This is a genomic window from Pseudomonas sp. NPDC086112 (assembly GCF_044746425.1).
Taxonomy (GTDB): Bacteria; Pseudomonadota; Gammaproteobacteria; order Pseudomonadales; family Pseudomonadaceae; genus Aquipseudomonas.
The window spans coordinates 36,213-51,011 of the sequence record NZ_JBIVCD010000044.1 but is presented as its reverse complement, the minus strand read 5'-3'; the positions used below and the strand labels follow the sequence as shown (position 1 = coordinate 51,011).

Here is a 14,799-nt window from a genome sequence, read left to right as displayed (position 1 = left end):
TTCCGATCTCTCGTTAGCGGGAGGCGAATTCTACAGCGTTACTCGCTGCTGTCAACACCTCTTTTTCTCCGCTTTCGACCGAGATGATCGAACCGTCAAAAGAGCCAAACAACACCGCTCTTTCAACTCCTTCTGGCTTCGATGAACTGAAGCGTAACCGCTGCCGAAAACTGCATAACTCATTGTTTACCAAGGAGTTTTCCGTTTCGACTGCGCCGGAAGTGGGGCGAATTATAGACGTCCAGAATCTGCCGTCAACCCCTGATTTCAGCTTTATTCGGATTTGAGCGTAATACGCGCAAATGCCTTCTTCCCGGCCTGGCAAACATGGGTCGCGCCCAGTACGTATATAAAGGTGCGATCAACAACCTCACCATCTATACGCACACCACCAGATCCCAGAAGGTCGCGCGCCACAGCGGAGTTCTTCACCAGGCCCGCTTTATTAAGAACAGCAGCAATCGGCATATCCTCGACAGCGGTCAGCTCGATCTCTGGCAGATCATCCGGCAGCTCACCGTCTTTCATACGGTTCCCCGCCGCACGGTGAGCATTGGCCGCAGCCTCTTCACCATGGAAACGCGCAACGATCTCTTCGGCCAGCTTGATTTTGATATCACGCGGATTCGCGCCTGCTTCGACGTCAAGCCGAAAAGCATTGATCTCTTCCATGGAGCGAAAGCTGAGCAACTCGAAGTAACGCCACATCAGCGCATCCGGAATAGAGACCAGCTTGCCATACATGACACCCGGAGCTTCCTGGATACCGACATAGTTGCCCAACGACTTGGACATCTTCTTCACGCCATCCAGACCTTCGAGCAATGGCATTGTCAGAATGCACTGAGCCTCCTGACCATAACTACGTTGCAGCTCACGCCCCATCAGCAGGTTGAACTTCTGATCGGTACCGCCCAGCTCGACATCCGCACGCAAAGCGACCGAGTCATAACCCTGAACCAGCGGATAGAGGAACTCGTGAATGGCGATTGGCTGATTGGTCGTGTAGCGCTTGTCGAAATCGTCGCGCTCGAGCATGCGAGCCACGGTGTATTGCGAAGTCAGGCGAATGAAGTCGGCCGGCCCCATCTGATCCATCCAGGTGGAGTTGAACGCCACTTCGGTCTTGGCCGGATCAAGAATCTTGAAGACCTGAGTCTTGTAGGTCTCAGCATTCTCGAGAACCTGCTCACGAGTGAGCGGAGGACGTGTCGCGCTCTTGCCGCTTGGATCACCGATCATCCCGGTGAAATCACCTATAAGGAAGATCACCTGGTGCCCCAGATCCTGGAACTGGCGCAGCTTATTAATAAGCACGGTGTGACCCAGGTGCAAATCCGGCGCGGTCGGATCGAAGCCTGCCTTAATACGCAGCGGCTGGCCACGCTTGAGTTTCTCGATCAGCTCGGACTCGACCAACAGTTCTTCTGCACCACGTTTGATCAGCGCTAGCTGCTCTTCAACCGACTTCATAACAGACCCGCAAGGCTCAGATTCAAAGGGGAACAACCATACAAGATCGCGCACCAAATACAAGTTTTGCCCGGCGCGCGGACGCCAATCCACGGACAGAGCGCTCGCAGACTTGCTTCAGAGATGATTTGGTTATATTTTATACAGTTATTTCGTCTTCATCATGTCATTCATCTTTTCCAATTCATCTTTTCAAAGTCAAAATTACCTATGACCACAGAACCGTCTAAAGCGCCGCCGCTTTACCCGAAGACCCACCTGCTCGCAGCAAGTGGCATCGCCGCCCTTCTCAGCCTGGCGCTTCTGGTATTCCCTTCCAGTGATGTTGAAGCCAAAAAGACGACCCTGAGTCTTGAACTGGAAAGCCCTGCAGAACAACTGACACAAGATCAAGACGCCGCCGATGCCGTCCAAGCCACAAATGAGCCGGCAGCCTCCCCCTTCGCGCAGATCGAAAACGGCGCCGAAGAGACTCAGGAAACCGCCCAGGCCGCCCCCGCCCCTGCTCCCGCGCCAGTCGTCGAAGAGAAGAAGGCGCCAGGCCATAGAGAAGTGATTGTCAGCAAAGGTGACACTCTCTCGACTTTGTTCGAGAAAGTCGGTCTTCCGGCCACTTCGGTGCATGAAGTACTGGCCAGCGACAAGCAGGCCAAGCAGTTCAGCCAGCTCAAACGTGGCCAGAAGCTTGAGTTCGAACTGAGCCCTGATGGCCAGCTGACCAATCTGCACAGCAAAGTCAGCGACACGGAAAGCATCAGCCTGGCCAAGAATGACAAGGGTTATACGTTCAATCGCATTACCGCCAAGCCTACCGTTCGCTCCGCCTATGTTCATGGCGTGATCAACAGCTCGCTGTCGCAATCTGCCGCCCGGGCAGGCTTATCCCACAGCCTGACCATGGACATGGCCAGCGTGTTTGGCTATGACGTCGACTTCGCCCAGGATATTCGCCAAGGTGACGAGTTTGATGTGATCTATGAACAGAAGGTCGTCAACGGCAAAGCGGTCGGCAACGGCCCGATCCTCTCCGCACGCTTCACCAACCGCGGCAAGACTTACACCGCGGTGCGCTACACCAACAAGCAAGGCAACAGCAGCTACTACACGGCTGACGGCAACAGCATGCGCAAGGCGTTTATCCGCACTCCAGTAGACTTCGCCCGCATCAGCTCGAAATTCTCCATGGGCCGCAAGCACCCGATCCTGAACAAGATCCGCGCCCACAAAGGTGTCGATTACGCGGCACCACGCGGTACGCCGATCAAGGCTGCCGGTGACGGTAAAGTATTGTTGGCGGGTCGTCGCGGCGGTTACGGCAACACCGTGATCATCCAGCACGGTAATACCTATCGCACGCTGTACGGTCATATGCAGGGCTTCGCCAAAGGCATCAAGACTGGCGGCAGCGTCAAGCAAGGTCAGGTGATCGGTTACATCGGCACCACCGGCCTCTCCACCGGCCCGCACTTGCACTACGAGTTCCAGGTCAATGGCGTGCACGTCGACCCGCTGGGTCAGAAGGTGGCGATGGCCGATCCGATCTCCAAAGCTGAACGCTCACGCTTCCTCGCGCAAAGCCAACCGCTGATGGCGCGCATGGATCAAGAGAAAACCACTCAGCTGGCTTCGAAACGCTAAGCCATGGCGCTCTATATAGGTGTGATGTCCGGGACCAGCCTTGATGGCCTGGACATTGCGTTGATCGAGCAAACCCCGGCGATCAAGCTGATCGCCACCCATTACATCCCTATGCCTGATTCCCTGCGCGCCGAGCTGCTTGGCTTGTGCGCCAGCGGCCCGGACGAGATTGCCCGCTCCGCCATTGCCCAGCAGAACTGGGTGAAACTGGCCGCACAGGGCATTCACACCCTCCTCAAGCAACAAAACCTAGAACCCGCTGACATTCGCGCGATTGGCAGCCACGGCCAGACCATTCGCCATGAGCCGGCGCGCGGGTTCACGGTACAAATCGGCAACCCTGCCTTGCTCACCGAGCTGACCGGCATCACCGTGGTCAGCGATTTCCGCAGCCGCGATGTAGCCGCTGGCGGACAAGGCGCGCCACTGGTTCCAGCCTTTCACGAAGCCCTGTTTGAAGAACGGCCTGGCAACCGCGCGGTACTGAACGTCGGCGGGTTCAGCAACCTCAGCCTGATCGAACCCGGCAAGCCTGTTGCCGGGTTTGACTGCGGCCCCGGGAACGTCCTGCTGGATGCCTGGATTCACCAGCAACGCGGCGACAACTTTGATCGTGACGGTCAATGGGCCGCCAGCGGCAAGGTTCAACCTGTCCTGTTGAACGAGCTGCTCAGTGATCCATTCTTTGTGACCCAAGGCCCGAAGAGCACCGGCCGCGAAGTATTCAATCTCCCATGGCTGATGCAACATCTATCGCAGCTACCAACCTTCGCTGCCGAAGACGTACAGGCTACGCTGCTTGAGCTGACTGCGCTGACCATTGTCGAGTCATTGCAAAGCGCCCAATCGGATACCCGGGAGCTGCTGGTTTGTGGGGGCGGCGCGCACAACGCCACGCTGATGAAGCGCCTGGCCAGTCTGTTGCCGAACGCGAAAGTCAGCAGCACCGCTGCGTATGGTGTAGACCCGGACTGGGTCGAAGCCATGGCCTTCGCCTGGCTGGCCCATTGCTGCCTGGAAGGTATCGCGGCCAACCGCCCGAGCGTCACCGGTGCCCGCGGCCTGCGTGTACTCGGCGCCATCTACCCCGCCTGAACCCCAGACAGCAAAACGCCGCAGAGTCCTGAGACCCTGCGGCGCCTGGTAATGCGGAGAGTGCGATCAGATCGAGAACGAAGAGCCACAGCCACAGGTGGTGGTAGCGTTCGGATTCTTGATCACGAAACGCGAACCTTCCAGACCTTCCTGGTAATCCACTTCGGCACCAGCCAGGTACTGGAAGCTCATCGGATCGACCACCAGGCTGACGCCTTCGCGCTCGACGATGGTGTCGTCATCGGCCACTTCTTCATCGAAGGTGAAGCCGTATTGAAACCCTGAACAACCGCCGCCCGTAACGAATACGCGCAGCTTCAAGCGATCATTCCCCTCTTCATCGACCAGGCTCTTCACCTTGTGCGCGGCACCGGGGGTAAATTGCAAAGCCGTGGGGGTGAAGGATTCGACGCTCATGCTGACTATCTCCCGGCGTTACGCCGCCATAATGCGTGATGACGCGCATTATCCGCTTCTCCCAGAAAATCGGTCAACTATTGTTACGGTATATCAATCAATCCAATTGTCAGACCAAAATGCAAAAAGGCCCGTCGACGGGCCTTTTTGCTGAGCGGGATAGAGTCTTACGGCAGCATGCCCGCATGGGACAGACCCAAACGCTCATCCAGACCGAACAGGATATTCAGGTTCTGCACCGCCTGACCCGACGCGCCTTTGACCAGGTTGTCGATCACCGACAACACCACCACCAGATCACCATCCTGCGGACGGTGCACGGCAATACGGCAAACGTTGGCACCGCGCACGCTGCGGGTTTCCGGATGGCTGCCGGCAGGCATCACGTCGACGAACGGTTCGTTGGCGTAGCGCTTTTCGAACAACGCTTGCAGATCCACCGAGCGATCCACAACCGTCGCGTAGAGCGTCGAGTGAATGCCGCGAATCATTGGCGTCAGGTGCGGAACGAAGGTCAATCCCACGTCCTTGCCCACTGCGCGACGCAGGCCCTGGCGGATTTCCGGCAAGTGACGGTGCCCTTTGACGGCGTAAGCCTTCATGCTTTCCGACGTCTCGGAGTACAGCGAACCTACAGAAGCGCCACGACCGGCACCGCTGACGCCGGATTTGCAGTCTGCGATCAACCGCGAAGTATCCGCCAGACCCGCTTCGAGCAAAGGCAGGAAACCCAATTGCGTGGCCGTCGGGTAGCAACCCGGCACAGCGATCAGGCGCGCTTGCTTGATTTGTTCACGATTGACTTCCGGCAAGCCGTAAACCGCCTCCTCCAACAGTTCCGGCGCGCCGTGCGGCTGACCGTACCATTTGGCCCACTCATCGGCGTCTTGCAGACGGAAGTCTGCCGACAGGTCGATGACCTTGGTCCCGGCAGCCAGCAACTCACCCGCCAAGGCATGGGCGACACCGTGCGGCGTGGCGAAGAACACCACGTCGCAGGCCCCGAGGGTCTTGATGTCCGGAACGCTGAAAGCCAGGCCGTCGTAATGGCCTCGCAGGTTCGGGTACATGTCGGCCACGGCCAGGCCGGCCTCGGATCGGGAAGTGATCACTACCACTTCAGCTTGCGGATGCTGTGCCAACAGACGCAGCAGTTCGACACCGGTGTAACCCGTGCCGCCGACGATACCGACCTTGACCATAAACCTGCCCTCAACGAACCCACTGGAAAGCCGTCGATAATAGGGGCCGCGCGGCCCTGCGACAACCGTCAAGGTGACGTGCGGACGCTCTACCCCCTACTATCTTCGCTACCGTGAACCTGGGAACAACTAAAAATGCTTTATCTGTGGCTCAAAGCGCTTCATATCGTCAGCATGGTCTGCTGGTTTGCCGGCCTGTTTTACCTGCCGCGCCTGTTCGTCTATCACGCCCAAAGCGAAGACACCGTCAGCAAGGAACGCTTCAGTATCATGGAGCGCAAGCTGTACCGGGGCATCATGGGCCCGGCGATGATCGCCACCCTGGTGTTCGGCATCTGGCTGATCAGTCTCAACCCAAGCGCCTACTTCACCCAAGGTGCATGGATGCATGCCAAATTGACCCTGGTGGTGATTCTGATCGGCTACCACCACATGTGCGGCGCACAGGTAAAACGTTTTGCCCGTGGCGAAAACACCCGCAGCCATGTCTTTTATCGCTGGTTCAATGAAGTGCCGGTTCTGATATTGCTGGCTATCGTAATTCTGGTCGTCGTTCGGCCGTTTTAATCCAACAAGCATCATTCACCCGGGGTACTTCCAATGTCGCTGCCCGCTTTGCTCGAACAACGTTTGCGTCTGCCCGTTGTAGCAGCGCCGATGTTTCTGATTTCAAATCCTGAGCTGGTGCTCGCCTGCTGCCGCAATGGCGTGGTGGGCAGCTTTCCTGCGCTGAACCAACGTGAGAGCAGCGGTTTCAAGGCCTGGCTGGAAGAAATCGAAGCAGGACTGGCGATACTGGAAAACCCCGCGCCTTATGCAGTGAATCTGATCGTCCACAACAGCAATCCGCGATTGCAGGCGGATCTGGCGATCTGCATCGAGCACAAAGTACCGATCGTGATCACTAGCCTCGGTGCCGTGAAAGAACTGGTCGACGCCGTGCACAGCTATGGCGGCCTGGTGTTTCACGACGTGACGACCCGGCGCCACGCAGAAAAAGCCGCCGAGGCCGGCGTGGACGGTTTGATCGCCGTGGCTGCGGGCGCCGGTGGTCACGCCGGGACCTGGAGCCCGTTTTCGCTGATCGCCGAGATTCGCCAGTTTTTCGACAAGACCTTACTGCTGGCCGGCTGCCTGAACCATGGCCATGAAATTCTTGCCGCGCAATTGCTCGGCGCGGATTTGGCCTACTTCGGTACGCGATTTATCGGCACCACGGAAAGTCATGCGCCTGACGCGTATAAGGAGATGCTCCTGACTTCCAGAGCGGCAGACATCGTCCATACTCCAGCGGTGTCGGGAGTACCCGCAAGCTTCATGCGCCGGAGCCTTGAGGCCGCCGGTTTCGACATGGCTGCCCTGCAAGGCAAGGGCGAGGTGGACTTCGGCTCCAAGCTCAAGCCATTGAACGATGAAGCCAAAGCCTGGAAAACCGTGTGGTCCGCAGGCCAGGGCGTCGGAGAAATCGAGGACCTGCCGAGTGTCGATCAACTGATCGCACGTCTCGACACCGAATACCGCAAGGCGCTGGAACTGGCGGCGGCGTTGCCCAAGCGCTGGCCGCGCTGACAGGCGGGCCTTACACTTCATAGCTGCAACACCGTCTATTACAAACTCTTGCGACAAGGATGCCCGGCCATGAGCGAAAACCGTTTCAAGATCGTCTTCGATGGCGCTCTGCTGCCAGGTGTGGACGTCACCACCGCGAAGCTCAACCTCGCCGAGCTGTTCAAAAGCGACGTCGCGGCCATTGAACGCCTGTTCAGTGGCCGGCAGGTTGCGCTCAAACGCGACCTGTCCCACGCCGATGCGCAGACTTACCTTCAGGCACTGACGAAAACCGGGATCGATGCCCGAATCGAGACAGAACCCTCGATCGAGCTGAACCTGTCCGACGTTCACGAACACGCTCCTGCCAACAGCCAACCTGTCACGGCAGATCCCGATTCTCCCTATGCACCGCCCCGCGCCTCTGTCGGCGAAGCACTGCCGGAGTTTTCTACGCTCAAGGCCTTCAGTTTCGTTGGCCGCATCGGTCGCTTGCGCTTTCTGGCCTGGACGATGGCTCTTACGCTGGTGACGCTTGGCGTTGGCGCCGTATTGGCGGTGTTCGGCTTTGCACTCATTAGCACAGACTCGACTGCTGGCTTGATCCTCGCGGGTCTGTTGGCCGTTATCCTGGTCGTGGTGCTCGCCTTCATCAGCATCCAGTTCAGTGTGCAGCGCCTGCACGATATCGGCTGGTCCGGCTGGCTTTGGCTGCTGAACCTTGTACCGGTCGTGGGCAGCGTTTTTCCGTTTGTCATAATGATCGTGCCAGGTAACAACACGGCCAACCGATATGGCGCACCACCACCGCCCAACAGCAACGCGGTCAGGGTGCTGGCTTCGCTGTGGCTGGTGTTTATCGCAATCATGTTTGTGGGCGGGCTGACTGGAGGCCTCACCGCGATCCAGGATGAGTACGAAAGCGCCACCGACAGCACCTATCAAAGCAGCGCGGTGATCCCCGACGAAGTTGAAGTCGAGCCGGCCTATGAGGCTGAACAAGCGCCAAATTCATCCGATGATGCAGCCGAAGCAGCCGAGCCCACTGTAGACTCTGCGAAAGAATGAACAGCGCTTCCCGCCCGTGACACCTGCGTCGCCGGCGCGGAGCTGTTGCGATGGAGAACTGCATGACCCGTTACGCTCTGATCACTGGCGCTTCCAGCGGCATCGGCCTGGCGATGGCCGAAGCGCTGGCCCGGCGCGGCCGCAACCTGATTCTGGTGGCCCGACAGCGTGATCAGCTGGAAAGCATTGCGATTGAACTGACTCAACGTTTTGGTGTGGAGGTGCTGTTTCGTGCCTGTGACCTGGGCGAGCCGCTGAGGCTGTCCGGTTTTTTGCTGGAGCTGGAGGAAGGCGACCGGCAGATCGATTTACTGGTCAACTGTGCCGGCATCGGTACCTGCGGTCCATTCCTGGCCCAGGACTGGATGACCGAACAAGACTTGATAGAAGTGAACATCCTGGCCCTCACGCGCTTGTGCCATGCCATCGGCAACAGCATGGCCTTGCAGGGCGGCGGGCAGATTCTGAACGTCGCCTCGGTCGCGGCGTTCCATCCCGGCCCCTGGATGAGCACTTACTACGCCAGCAAGGCTTACGTGCTGCATTTTTCCGAAGGTTTACGCGTCGAACTGAAGAAATGCGCGGTCAAGGTGTCGGTACTCTGCCCCGGCCCGACCCGCACGGCGTTTTTCCGCACCGCGCAACTGGACACCGACAAACTGGTCGAGAGCAAACTGCTGATGAGTCCAGAAGAAGTCGCGCTCTATACCGTGCGCGCGCTGGCGAAAAATCGCGCCATTATTATTCCCGGTCGCCTGAATCGCTGGTTCGCGTTCCTGCCGCGGCTCGGCTCACGCTGGCTGACCCGGACAATCGCGGGCATGGTCAACAAAGCCTATTGCCCGCGCTGATCAATCCTCAAGGCAAAAGACTGGGCTCTGACCTGACCCATGGTTACACTCAGGCCAGCCCAAACAACGGAGAAAACAGCTGTGGATACTCTGTTCACCAAGATCATCAACCGGGAAATCCCGGCGAAGATCATTTACGAGGACGACCAGGTACTGGCCTTCCACGACATCGCGCCACAGGCCCCCGTGCATTTCCTGGTAGTCCCGAAGAAACCGGTGCGCACCCTTAACGACCTCACCGAGGACGATAAGGCTTTGGCCGGGCATATTCTGTTCACGGCCCAGCGCCTGGCTCTGGAATTGGGCTGTGAGGAAGGTTTCCGGGTAGTCATGAACTGCAATGAATTGGGCGGGCAGACCGTCTATCACATTCATATGCACGTGCTGGGTCAGCGCCAGATGCACTGGCCGCCGGGCTGATTCATCAATCTCCCCCTGTAGGAGCGAGGCTTGCCTGCGAAGGCGTCCTCAAGTGCGCCAAAAGCTTCGCGGGCAAGCCTCGCTCCTACAAGGATTGGTGGTGACACCAGCGGAAATGACCCAGCGCAAACCCTCCCCCGGCCGATTGAGTTAAACTGGCCGCCGAGATTCTTCCCGGAGGTCAGCATGACTACCCAACGTCACTACTCGCCAATTGACCGTCTTCTGCTGCAAGCCGATGCTGCGATGCGTACTTTGCTGCCCTTCAGTGGTCAGCCCTACCGTCCGTCGCCTGCCATCGTGCAGCCGGATGCACAAATGAGCGACGAGGACACCCGACACGTCGCCGGTTTGATGCGCATCAACCATACCGGCGAAGTCTGCGCCCAGGCGCTATATCAAGGCCAGGCCCTGACCGCCAAGCTGCCGAAAGTGCGCGCCGCCATGGAGCACGCCGCCGAAGAAGAAATCGACCATCTGGTGTGGTGCGAACAACGCATTCATCAGTTGGGCAGCCACACTAGCATCCTCAATCCTCTGTTCTACGGCATGTCGTTCGGGATTGGCGCGGTCGCCGGGTTGATCAGCGACAAAGTCAGCCTGGGTTTCGTTGCTGCCACCGAGCATCAGGTCTGCAAACACCTGAATGAACACCTTGAGCAACTGCCTGCCGAGGATGAAAAATCCCGGGCGATCCTCGAGCAGATGCGCATTGATGAAGAACACCACGCCGAAAGTGCGCTGGATGCCGGGGGGTTTCGTTTTCCTGCACCGGTGAAGTTCGGCATGAGTCTGTTGGCCAAGGTAATGACCAAGAGTACGTATCGGATCTAAGTATTGCAGCACCCGCGACGTCCCCATCGCGGGCAAGCCCGCTCCCACAGAAACCGCGTTTCGCAATAAAAAAGGCGACTACCTCGAGGTAGTCGCCTTTTTTTGTACTCGGAACTCTTAGTTCGGCATGTTGCGCGCGTAGAAAATTTGCATCACCTGAGTCTGCACGTCGATTCAACCAAGCTCGATGATTTCGTAGTCGTGGGTAATCGCCACGCCAGCCGCGCCGAGCATGATCGAGGCCGAGCAATACTTCTCGGCCGACAGCTCGATGGCGCGCTTGACCTGAGCTTCTTTCAGCCCGCGGCCCTTGACCACGAAGTGCATGTGGATTTTGGTGAAAACCTTCGGATCTTCGCTCGCACGCTCGGCTTCGAGGAAGGCTTCGCAGCTTTCGACGGCCTGACGGGACTTCTTGAGGATGCTGACCACATCAAAATTGCTGCAGCCGCCAACACCCAGCAGGAGCATTTCCATCGGCCGGACACCCAGGTTACGACCGCCGGCATCGGGCGGACCGTCCATGACCACGACATGACCGCTGCCGGATTCGCCGAGGAACATGGCTTCGCCAGCCCATTGGATGCGTGCCTTCATCGCCAAGACTCCACTGTCTAAAAAAGGGTCGCCAGCTTAGCACAGGGCCCTTGATTGGCAGCGCTTCGCCTTCCTAGGACATAACCATCTGCGTCGTAGGCAAATTCTCGAATCTTGAAGGAATGTGTCTGTTAAGCTGGCGCCAAATCAGTGGCGCATAGCCAGCTTCGCAGCGAATAAAAAGGATCGCAGGCTTCGCCAGCGCCTATAAAAAACAAACACACCGTGCAGTCTTTTCGGGATACAACCATGGTTGCTATTACCCCCACACCCAAAATCAAGAACCTCGACAAACTGTTGATGCACTGCCAGCGCCGTCGCTATGCCGCCAAGAGCAACATCATTTGTGCCGGTGACCGCTCGGACACGCTGTTTTTCATCATCAAAGGTTCGGTCACCATTCTGATTGAGGATGACGACGGCCGTGAAATGATCATTGCCTACCTCAACTCCGGGGACTTTTTCGGCGAGCTGGGTCTGTTTGAGCAAGCGGGCCTGGAACAGGAACGCAGCGCTTGGGTGCGGGCCAAGGTCGAATGCGACGTCGCGGAAATCAGCTACGCGAAATTCCGCGAGCTGTCCCAACAAGATCCAGACATTCTTTACGTGCTCAGCGGACAAATCGCACAGCGCCTGCGCAATACCACGCGCAAGGTCGGTGACTTGGCATTCTTCGACGTGACCGGTCGCGTTGCACGCTGTCTGCTGGAGCTGTGCAAGCAGCCTGACGCCATGACTCACCCGGACGGCATGCAGATCAAAGTGACCCGTCAGGAAATCGGCAGGATTGTCGGTTGTTCCCGTGAGATGGTCGGCCGCGTGCTCAAGGATCTGGAGGAGCGCAACCTGGTCGACGTCAAAGGCAAGACCATGGTGGTCTTCGGCACGCGCTAAGCTCGAAAACCAGGCTCCGAGCATTTAAGCCCCGAGCATTTCTGCCAACAACTGTCGGTAGAGCGTATTGAGCCGTTCCAGCGCATCAGAAGCGGCAAACTTCTCATGCAGGGCGATGTGGCTTTCAGCGCGAACCCGCTGCTCCAGGCCACAGGCTTCATTGAAGCGATTGACCGCCGCGACCATCGACTCTCGCTCGTCATCGATCAACATCGCCCCGTGCACCAGGCCGACCGGACGCTGACCGCCCTTGCTCTGGCGCCAGCGCTGGGCGGTGCCGACCATCTTTCGACCATCGAGGTTGACGTTGAAACGGCCGTCGCAGAACGCGCCCTCAATTTCGCCCAACGACGAAGTGCCGCCCAGCTCATCAAGTAACTGACAGATCGGATCGCACAGCCGCCGGTAGCCGGTTTCGATGCGGTTCAAATCGCCTTCGCTGCGCGGCGGGGCATAAACCAGTGCGATGTTGATCGTCGAAGCCGATTGCGGCACTGGCTCACCGCCGGTTTCGCGCAGCAATACCGGCCAGCCGGCGGCAGCGGAGACTTCGCAGGCATCCTCGAACTGTGGCAGACGATTCAAGCGACGAGGCATGACCAATGCGCGGTCAGTGGGTTGCCAGAACAGCAGACCGAATTCCGACTCACCGGTGCACACATGCGCCAGCAGATCCTGCTCGGCGAGCAGGCCGGCTTCGATGGTCAGGGGGGTTGGTGAGGTCATAAGGTCTTCCATAGGACGGTCAGTCTGTGGTGCATCTTATGCCGCCTTCGCGAGCAAGCCCGCTCCCACAGTGAATTCGCGTTGTCTGGATGAACGCGGGCTAATGTGGGAGCGGGCTTGCTCGCGAAGGGAGCGCCCCGATTTTCAATCAATCGAGCGTAGAACCGCTCACTGGAATGCCACGCTCGGGAAAGAACAGGCGCTGCAGTTCGGTACCCGGGTTTTCGGCGCGCATGAACGCTTCGCCGACCAGGAACGCATACACGTCGCTGATTTCCATCAGCTCGACATCGGCCCGGTTAAGAATGCCACTCTCGGTAATTACCAGACGATCGCGCGGAATACGCGGCAACAGGTCGAGGGTGGTTTCCAGATTGACTTCGAAAGTGTGCAGGTTGCGGTTGTTCACGCCCACCAGTAGCGTGTCGAGTGTCTTCAAGGCCCGCTCCAGCTCATCACCGTCGTGGACTTCCACCAGCACATCGAGACCGACGCTTTTGGCTACGGCCGCCAGCTCGGCCATTTTCACGTCATCCAGTGCGGAAACGATCAACAGCACGCAGTCAGCACCCAGAGCACGGGACTCGACGATCTGATACGGATCGATCATGAAATCCTTGCGGATCACCGGCAGCTTGCATGCCGCCCGAGCCTGTTGCAGATACGCATCGGCGCCCTGGAAGTAATCGATGTCGGTGAGCACCGACAGGCAAGTCGCCCCGCCCTTTTCGTAACTTTTGGCGATGTCGGCGGGAACGAAGTTCTCGCGAATCACGCCTTTGCTTGGCGAAGCCTTCTTGATTTCAGCAATGACCGCCGGCTGTTTCGTCTTGGCCTGATCGATCAATGCCTTGGCGAAACCACGGGGTGCATCGGCCGCCTTGGCCAGATTTTCCAGCTCCGCCAGGCTCACACGGGCGCTACGCTCGGCGACTTCCTGAACTTTGCGGGCCAGAATATTTTCCAGAACCGTCGGCACACTCATCCCTCATTCTCCACTTTGAATACCGCGGTAAATGCACCCAATTCCTCAAGTTTTTCCCGAGCGAGGCCTGTGTGCAGCGCATCGTGCGCCAGGGCAACGCCTTCTTTCAAACTGCTGGCATGGTCGGCGGCGTACAACGCGGCACCGGCATTGAGCACGATCATCTCGGCGGCTTTCTGACCGTTCTCGGTCTTGCGCTTGCCCAAGGCATCGCGAATCAGCTCAAGGGAAGCCGCCGGGCTTTCCACCGCCAGACCGTGCAGGCTCTGGCTCTTCATCCCCAAGTCTTCGGGTTCGACCCAATACTCGGTGATCTGGTCATTCTTCAATTCAGCCACAAAGGTCGGAGCCGCCAGACTGAACTCGTCCAGGCCATCCTTCGAATGCACCACCAGCACGTGTTTGCTACCCAGACGCTGCAAAACTTCGGCCAATGGCCGGCACAACGCCTGACTGAACACACCTACCACCTGATGTTTCACACCGGCCGGATTCGTAAGCGGGCCGAGCATGTTGAACAAGGTGCGCAAGCCCAACTCACGGCGCGGGCCGGCGGCGTGCTTCATGGCGCTATGGTGAGTCTGGGCAAACATGAAACCGATGCCCACGTTATCGATGCAACGCGCCACCTGTACCGGGGTCAGGTTCAGGTAGATACCTGCGGCTTCCAGCAGGTCGGCGCTGCCGCTTTTGCCCGACACCGCACGGTTACCGTGCTTGGCCACGGTGCAACCGGCCGCGGCAACGACAAACGAAGAAGCGGTGGAAACGTTGAAAATGTTCGCACCGTCGCCGCCGGTGCCGACCACATCGACCACGCCGTCGAGGGTGTTGAGTTCAACCTTGTCCGCCAACTCGCGCATCGCCGTCACGGCGCCGACGATCTCATCGATGCTTTCGCTCTTCATGCGCATGGCCATCATGAACGCGCCGATCTGCGCATCCGTGCATTGCCCGGTCATGATTTCGCGCATGACATCGCGCATCTCATCGGTACTGAGGTCGAGGTGGCCGACGATACGGCTCAGGGCTGTCTTGATATCCATGGAAA

Annotated in this window: 16 protein-coding genes; 9 read left to right on the top strand and 7 right to left on the bottom strand. The window is 58.4% G+C overall.

What is annotated here, in order from left to right; genetic code table 11:
* Positions 1-273: 273 nt before the first annotated feature.
* Positions 274-1,473, bottom strand: a complete 1,200-nt coding sequence (tyrS, locus tag ACIPLA_RS24175; protein ID WP_123497440.1) for a tyrosine--tRNA ligase — start codon at positions 1,471-1,473, stop codon at positions 274-276.
* A gap of 210 nt (positions 1,474-1,683) precedes the next feature.
* Here tyrS and ACIPLA_RS24170 point away from each other — a divergent pair, with 210 nt between their 5' ends.
* Both ACIPLA_RS24170 and ACIPLA_RS24165 read left to right on the top strand, forming a co-directional pair.
* Complete coding sequence (locus ACIPLA_RS24170) at positions 1,684-3,111, top strand: peptidoglycan DD-metalloendopeptidase family protein (RefSeq protein WP_401176547.1); 1,428 nt, start codon at positions 1,684-1,686, stop codon at positions 3,109-3,111.
* A 3-nt stretch (positions 3,112-3,114) separates the two neighbouring features.
* On the top strand, positions 3,115-4,206 hold the full coding sequence (locus tag ACIPLA_RS24165; protein ID WP_401176544.1) for an anhydro-N-acetylmuramic acid kinase: 1,092 nt from the start codon (positions 3,115-3,117) through the stop codon (positions 4,204-4,206).
* 66 nt (positions 4,207-4,272) lie between these two features.
* Here ACIPLA_RS24165 and erpA read toward each other — a convergent pair whose 3' ends face one another.
* Together erpA and argC are read right to left on the bottom strand one after the other, a co-directional pair.
* Positions 4,273-4,623, bottom strand: a complete 351-nt coding sequence (gene erpA, locus ACIPLA_RS24160; RefSeq protein ID WP_401176542.1) for an iron-sulfur cluster insertion protein ErpA — start codon at positions 4,621-4,623, stop codon at positions 4,273-4,275.
* A 167-nt stretch (positions 4,624-4,790) separates the two neighbouring features.
* Entirely contained in the window at positions 4,791-5,825 is a 1,035-nt protein-coding gene (argC, locus tag ACIPLA_RS24155; RefSeq protein ID WP_401176539.1) for an N-acetyl-gamma-glutamyl-phosphate reductase, read from the bottom strand.
* A gap of 135 nt (positions 5,826-5,960) precedes the next feature.
* Here argC and hemJ point away from each other — a divergent pair, with 135 nt between their 5' ends.
* The 6 genes from hemJ to coq7 all read left to right on the top strand — a co-directional run bounded on the left by hemJ (position 5,961) and on the right by coq7 (position 10,546).
* On the top strand, positions 5,961-6,392 hold the full coding sequence (gene hemJ / locus ACIPLA_RS24150) for a protoporphyrinogen oxidase HemJ (RefSeq protein ID WP_007906869.1): 432 nt from the start codon (positions 5,961-5,963) through the stop codon (positions 6,390-6,392).
* Between the two features lie 33 nt (positions 6,393-6,425).
* Positions 6,426-7,394, top strand: a complete 969-nt coding sequence (locus ACIPLA_RS24145) for a nitronate monooxygenase family protein (protein WP_218395181.1) — start codon at positions 6,426-6,428, stop codon at positions 7,392-7,394.
* Between the two features lie 69 nt (positions 7,395-7,463).
* Positions 7,464-8,441 carry a DUF805 domain-containing protein gene (locus ACIPLA_RS24140; protein WP_218395182.1) on the top strand — a complete coding sequence of 326 codons (978 nt, stop codon included), beginning with the start codon at positions 7,464-7,466 and terminating at the stop codon, positions 8,439-8,441.
* 62 nt (positions 8,442-8,503) lie between these two features.
* Positions 8,504-9,292: an SDR family oxidoreductase gene (locus ACIPLA_RS24135; RefSeq protein ID WP_123497429.1), complete on the top strand. Its 789-nt coding sequence runs from the start codon at positions 8,504-8,506 to the stop codon at positions 9,290-9,292.
* Positions 9,293-9,373: 81 nt separating this feature from the next.
* Complete coding sequence (locus ACIPLA_RS24130; RefSeq protein ID WP_007906873.1) at positions 9,374-9,712, top strand: histidine triad nucleotide-binding protein; 339 nt, start codon at positions 9,374-9,376, stop codon at positions 9,710-9,712.
* Positions 9,713-9,898: 186 nt separating this feature from the next.
* On the top strand, positions 9,899-10,546 hold the full coding sequence (gene coq7, locus ACIPLA_RS24125) for a 2-polyprenyl-3-methyl-6-methoxy-1,4-benzoquinone monooxygenase (RefSeq protein WP_008008345.1): 648 nt from the start codon (positions 9,899-9,901) through the stop codon (positions 10,544-10,546).
* A 174-nt stretch (positions 10,547-10,720) separates the two neighbouring features.
* On the opposite strand, the gene ACIPLA_RS24120 is transcribed toward coq7, so the two are convergent.
* Positions 10,721-11,143, bottom strand: a complete 423-nt coding sequence (locus tag ACIPLA_RS24120) for an OsmC family protein (protein ID WP_092277352.1) — start codon at positions 11,141-11,143, stop codon at positions 10,721-10,723.
* A 249-nt stretch (positions 11,144-11,392) separates the two neighbouring features.
* Between ACIPLA_RS24120 and crp the strand changes: the two genes are divergently transcribed.
* Positions 11,393-12,037, top strand: coding sequence for a cAMP-activated global transcriptional regulator CRP (gene crp, locus ACIPLA_RS24115; protein ID WP_123497427.1), 645 nt, complete (start codon positions 11,393-11,395; stop codon positions 12,035-12,037).
* Between the two features lie 24 nt (positions 12,038-12,061).
* Here the strand turns inward: crp and ACIPLA_RS24110 are convergent, their stop codons facing one another.
* The 3 genes from ACIPLA_RS24110 to trpD all read right to left on the bottom strand — a co-directional run bounded on the left by ACIPLA_RS24110 (position 12,062) and on the right by trpD (position 14,794).
* A complete protein-coding gene (locus tag ACIPLA_RS24110) occupies positions 12,062-12,763 on the bottom strand; it encodes a lipoyl protein ligase domain-containing protein (RefSeq protein WP_218395183.1) in 702 nt (233 codons plus the stop codon).
* 148 nt (positions 12,764-12,911) lie between these two features.
* The gene (gene trpC / locus ACIPLA_RS24105) at positions 12,912-13,748 is read right to left on the bottom strand and encodes an indole-3-glycerol phosphate synthase TrpC (protein WP_401176530.1); all 837 of its coding nucleotides are present in this window, start codon (positions 13,746-13,748) and stop codon (positions 12,912-12,914) included.
* Positions 13,745-14,794, bottom strand: a complete 1,050-nt coding sequence (trpD, locus tag ACIPLA_RS24100) for an anthranilate phosphoribosyltransferase (RefSeq protein WP_007906883.1) — start codon at positions 14,792-14,794, stop codon at positions 13,745-13,747. Before trpD ends, trpC begins: the two co-directional genes overlap by 4 nt.
* Positions 14,795-14,799 lie beyond the last annotated feature (5 nt).

Excerpts from the sequence above, each read along its gene's own strand:
- trpD (WP_007906883.1), bottom strand. The coding sequence starts at position 14,794 with ATGGATATCAAGACAGCCCTGAGCCGTATCGTCGGCCACCTCGACCTC.
- tyrS (WP_123497440.1), bottom strand. The coding sequence starts at position 1,473 with ATGAAGTCGGTTGAAGAGCAGCTAGCGCTGATCAAACGTGGTGCAGAA.
- ACIPLA_RS24170 (WP_401176547.1), top strand. The coding sequence starts at position 1,684 with ATGACCACAGAACCGTCTAAAGCGCCGCCGCTTTACCCGAAGACCCAC.
- argC (WP_401176539.1), bottom strand. The coding sequence starts at position 5,825 with ATGGTCAAGGTCGGTATCGTCGGCGGCACGGGTTACACCGGTGTCGAA.
- ACIPLA_RS24140 (WP_218395182.1), top strand. The coding sequence starts at position 7,464 with ATGAGCGAAAACCGTTTCAAGATCGTCTTCGATGGCGCTCTGCTGCCA.
- coq7 (WP_008008345.1), top strand. The coding sequence starts at position 9,899 with ATGACTACCCAACGTCACTACTCGCCAATTGACCGTCTTCTGCTGCAA.
- erpA (WP_401176542.1), bottom strand. The coding sequence starts at position 4,623 with ATGAGCGTCGAATCCTTCACCCCCACGGCTTTGCAATTTACCCCCGGT.
- ACIPLA_RS24145 (WP_218395181.1), top strand. The coding sequence starts at position 6,426 with ATGTCGCTGCCCGCTTTGCTCGAACAACGTTTGCGTCTGCCCGTTGTA.
- crp (WP_123497427.1), top strand. The coding sequence starts at position 11,393 with ATGGTTGCTATTACCCCCACACCCAAAATCAAGAACCTCGACAAACTG.
- ACIPLA_RS24120 (WP_092277352.1), bottom strand. The coding sequence starts at position 11,143 with ATGAAGGCACGCATCCAATGGGCTGGCGAAGCCATGTTCCTCGGCGAA.
- hemJ (WP_007906869.1), top strand. The coding sequence starts at position 5,961 with ATGCTTTATCTGTGGCTCAAAGCGCTTCATATCGTCAGCATGGTCTGC.
- ACIPLA_RS24135 (WP_123497429.1), top strand. The coding sequence starts at position 8,504 with ATGACCCGTTACGCTCTGATCACTGGCGCTTCCAGCGGCATCGGCCTG.
- ACIPLA_RS24110 (WP_218395183.1), bottom strand. The coding sequence starts at position 12,763 with ATGACCTCACCAACCCCCCTGACCATCGAAGCCGGCCTGCTCGCCGAG.
- trpC (WP_401176530.1), bottom strand. The coding sequence starts at position 13,748 with ATGAGTGTGCCGACGGTTCTGGAAAATATTCTGGCCCGCAAAGTTCAG.
- ACIPLA_RS24165 (WP_401176544.1), top strand. The coding sequence starts at position 3,115 with ATGGCGCTCTATATAGGTGTGATGTCCGGGACCAGCCTTGATGGCCTG.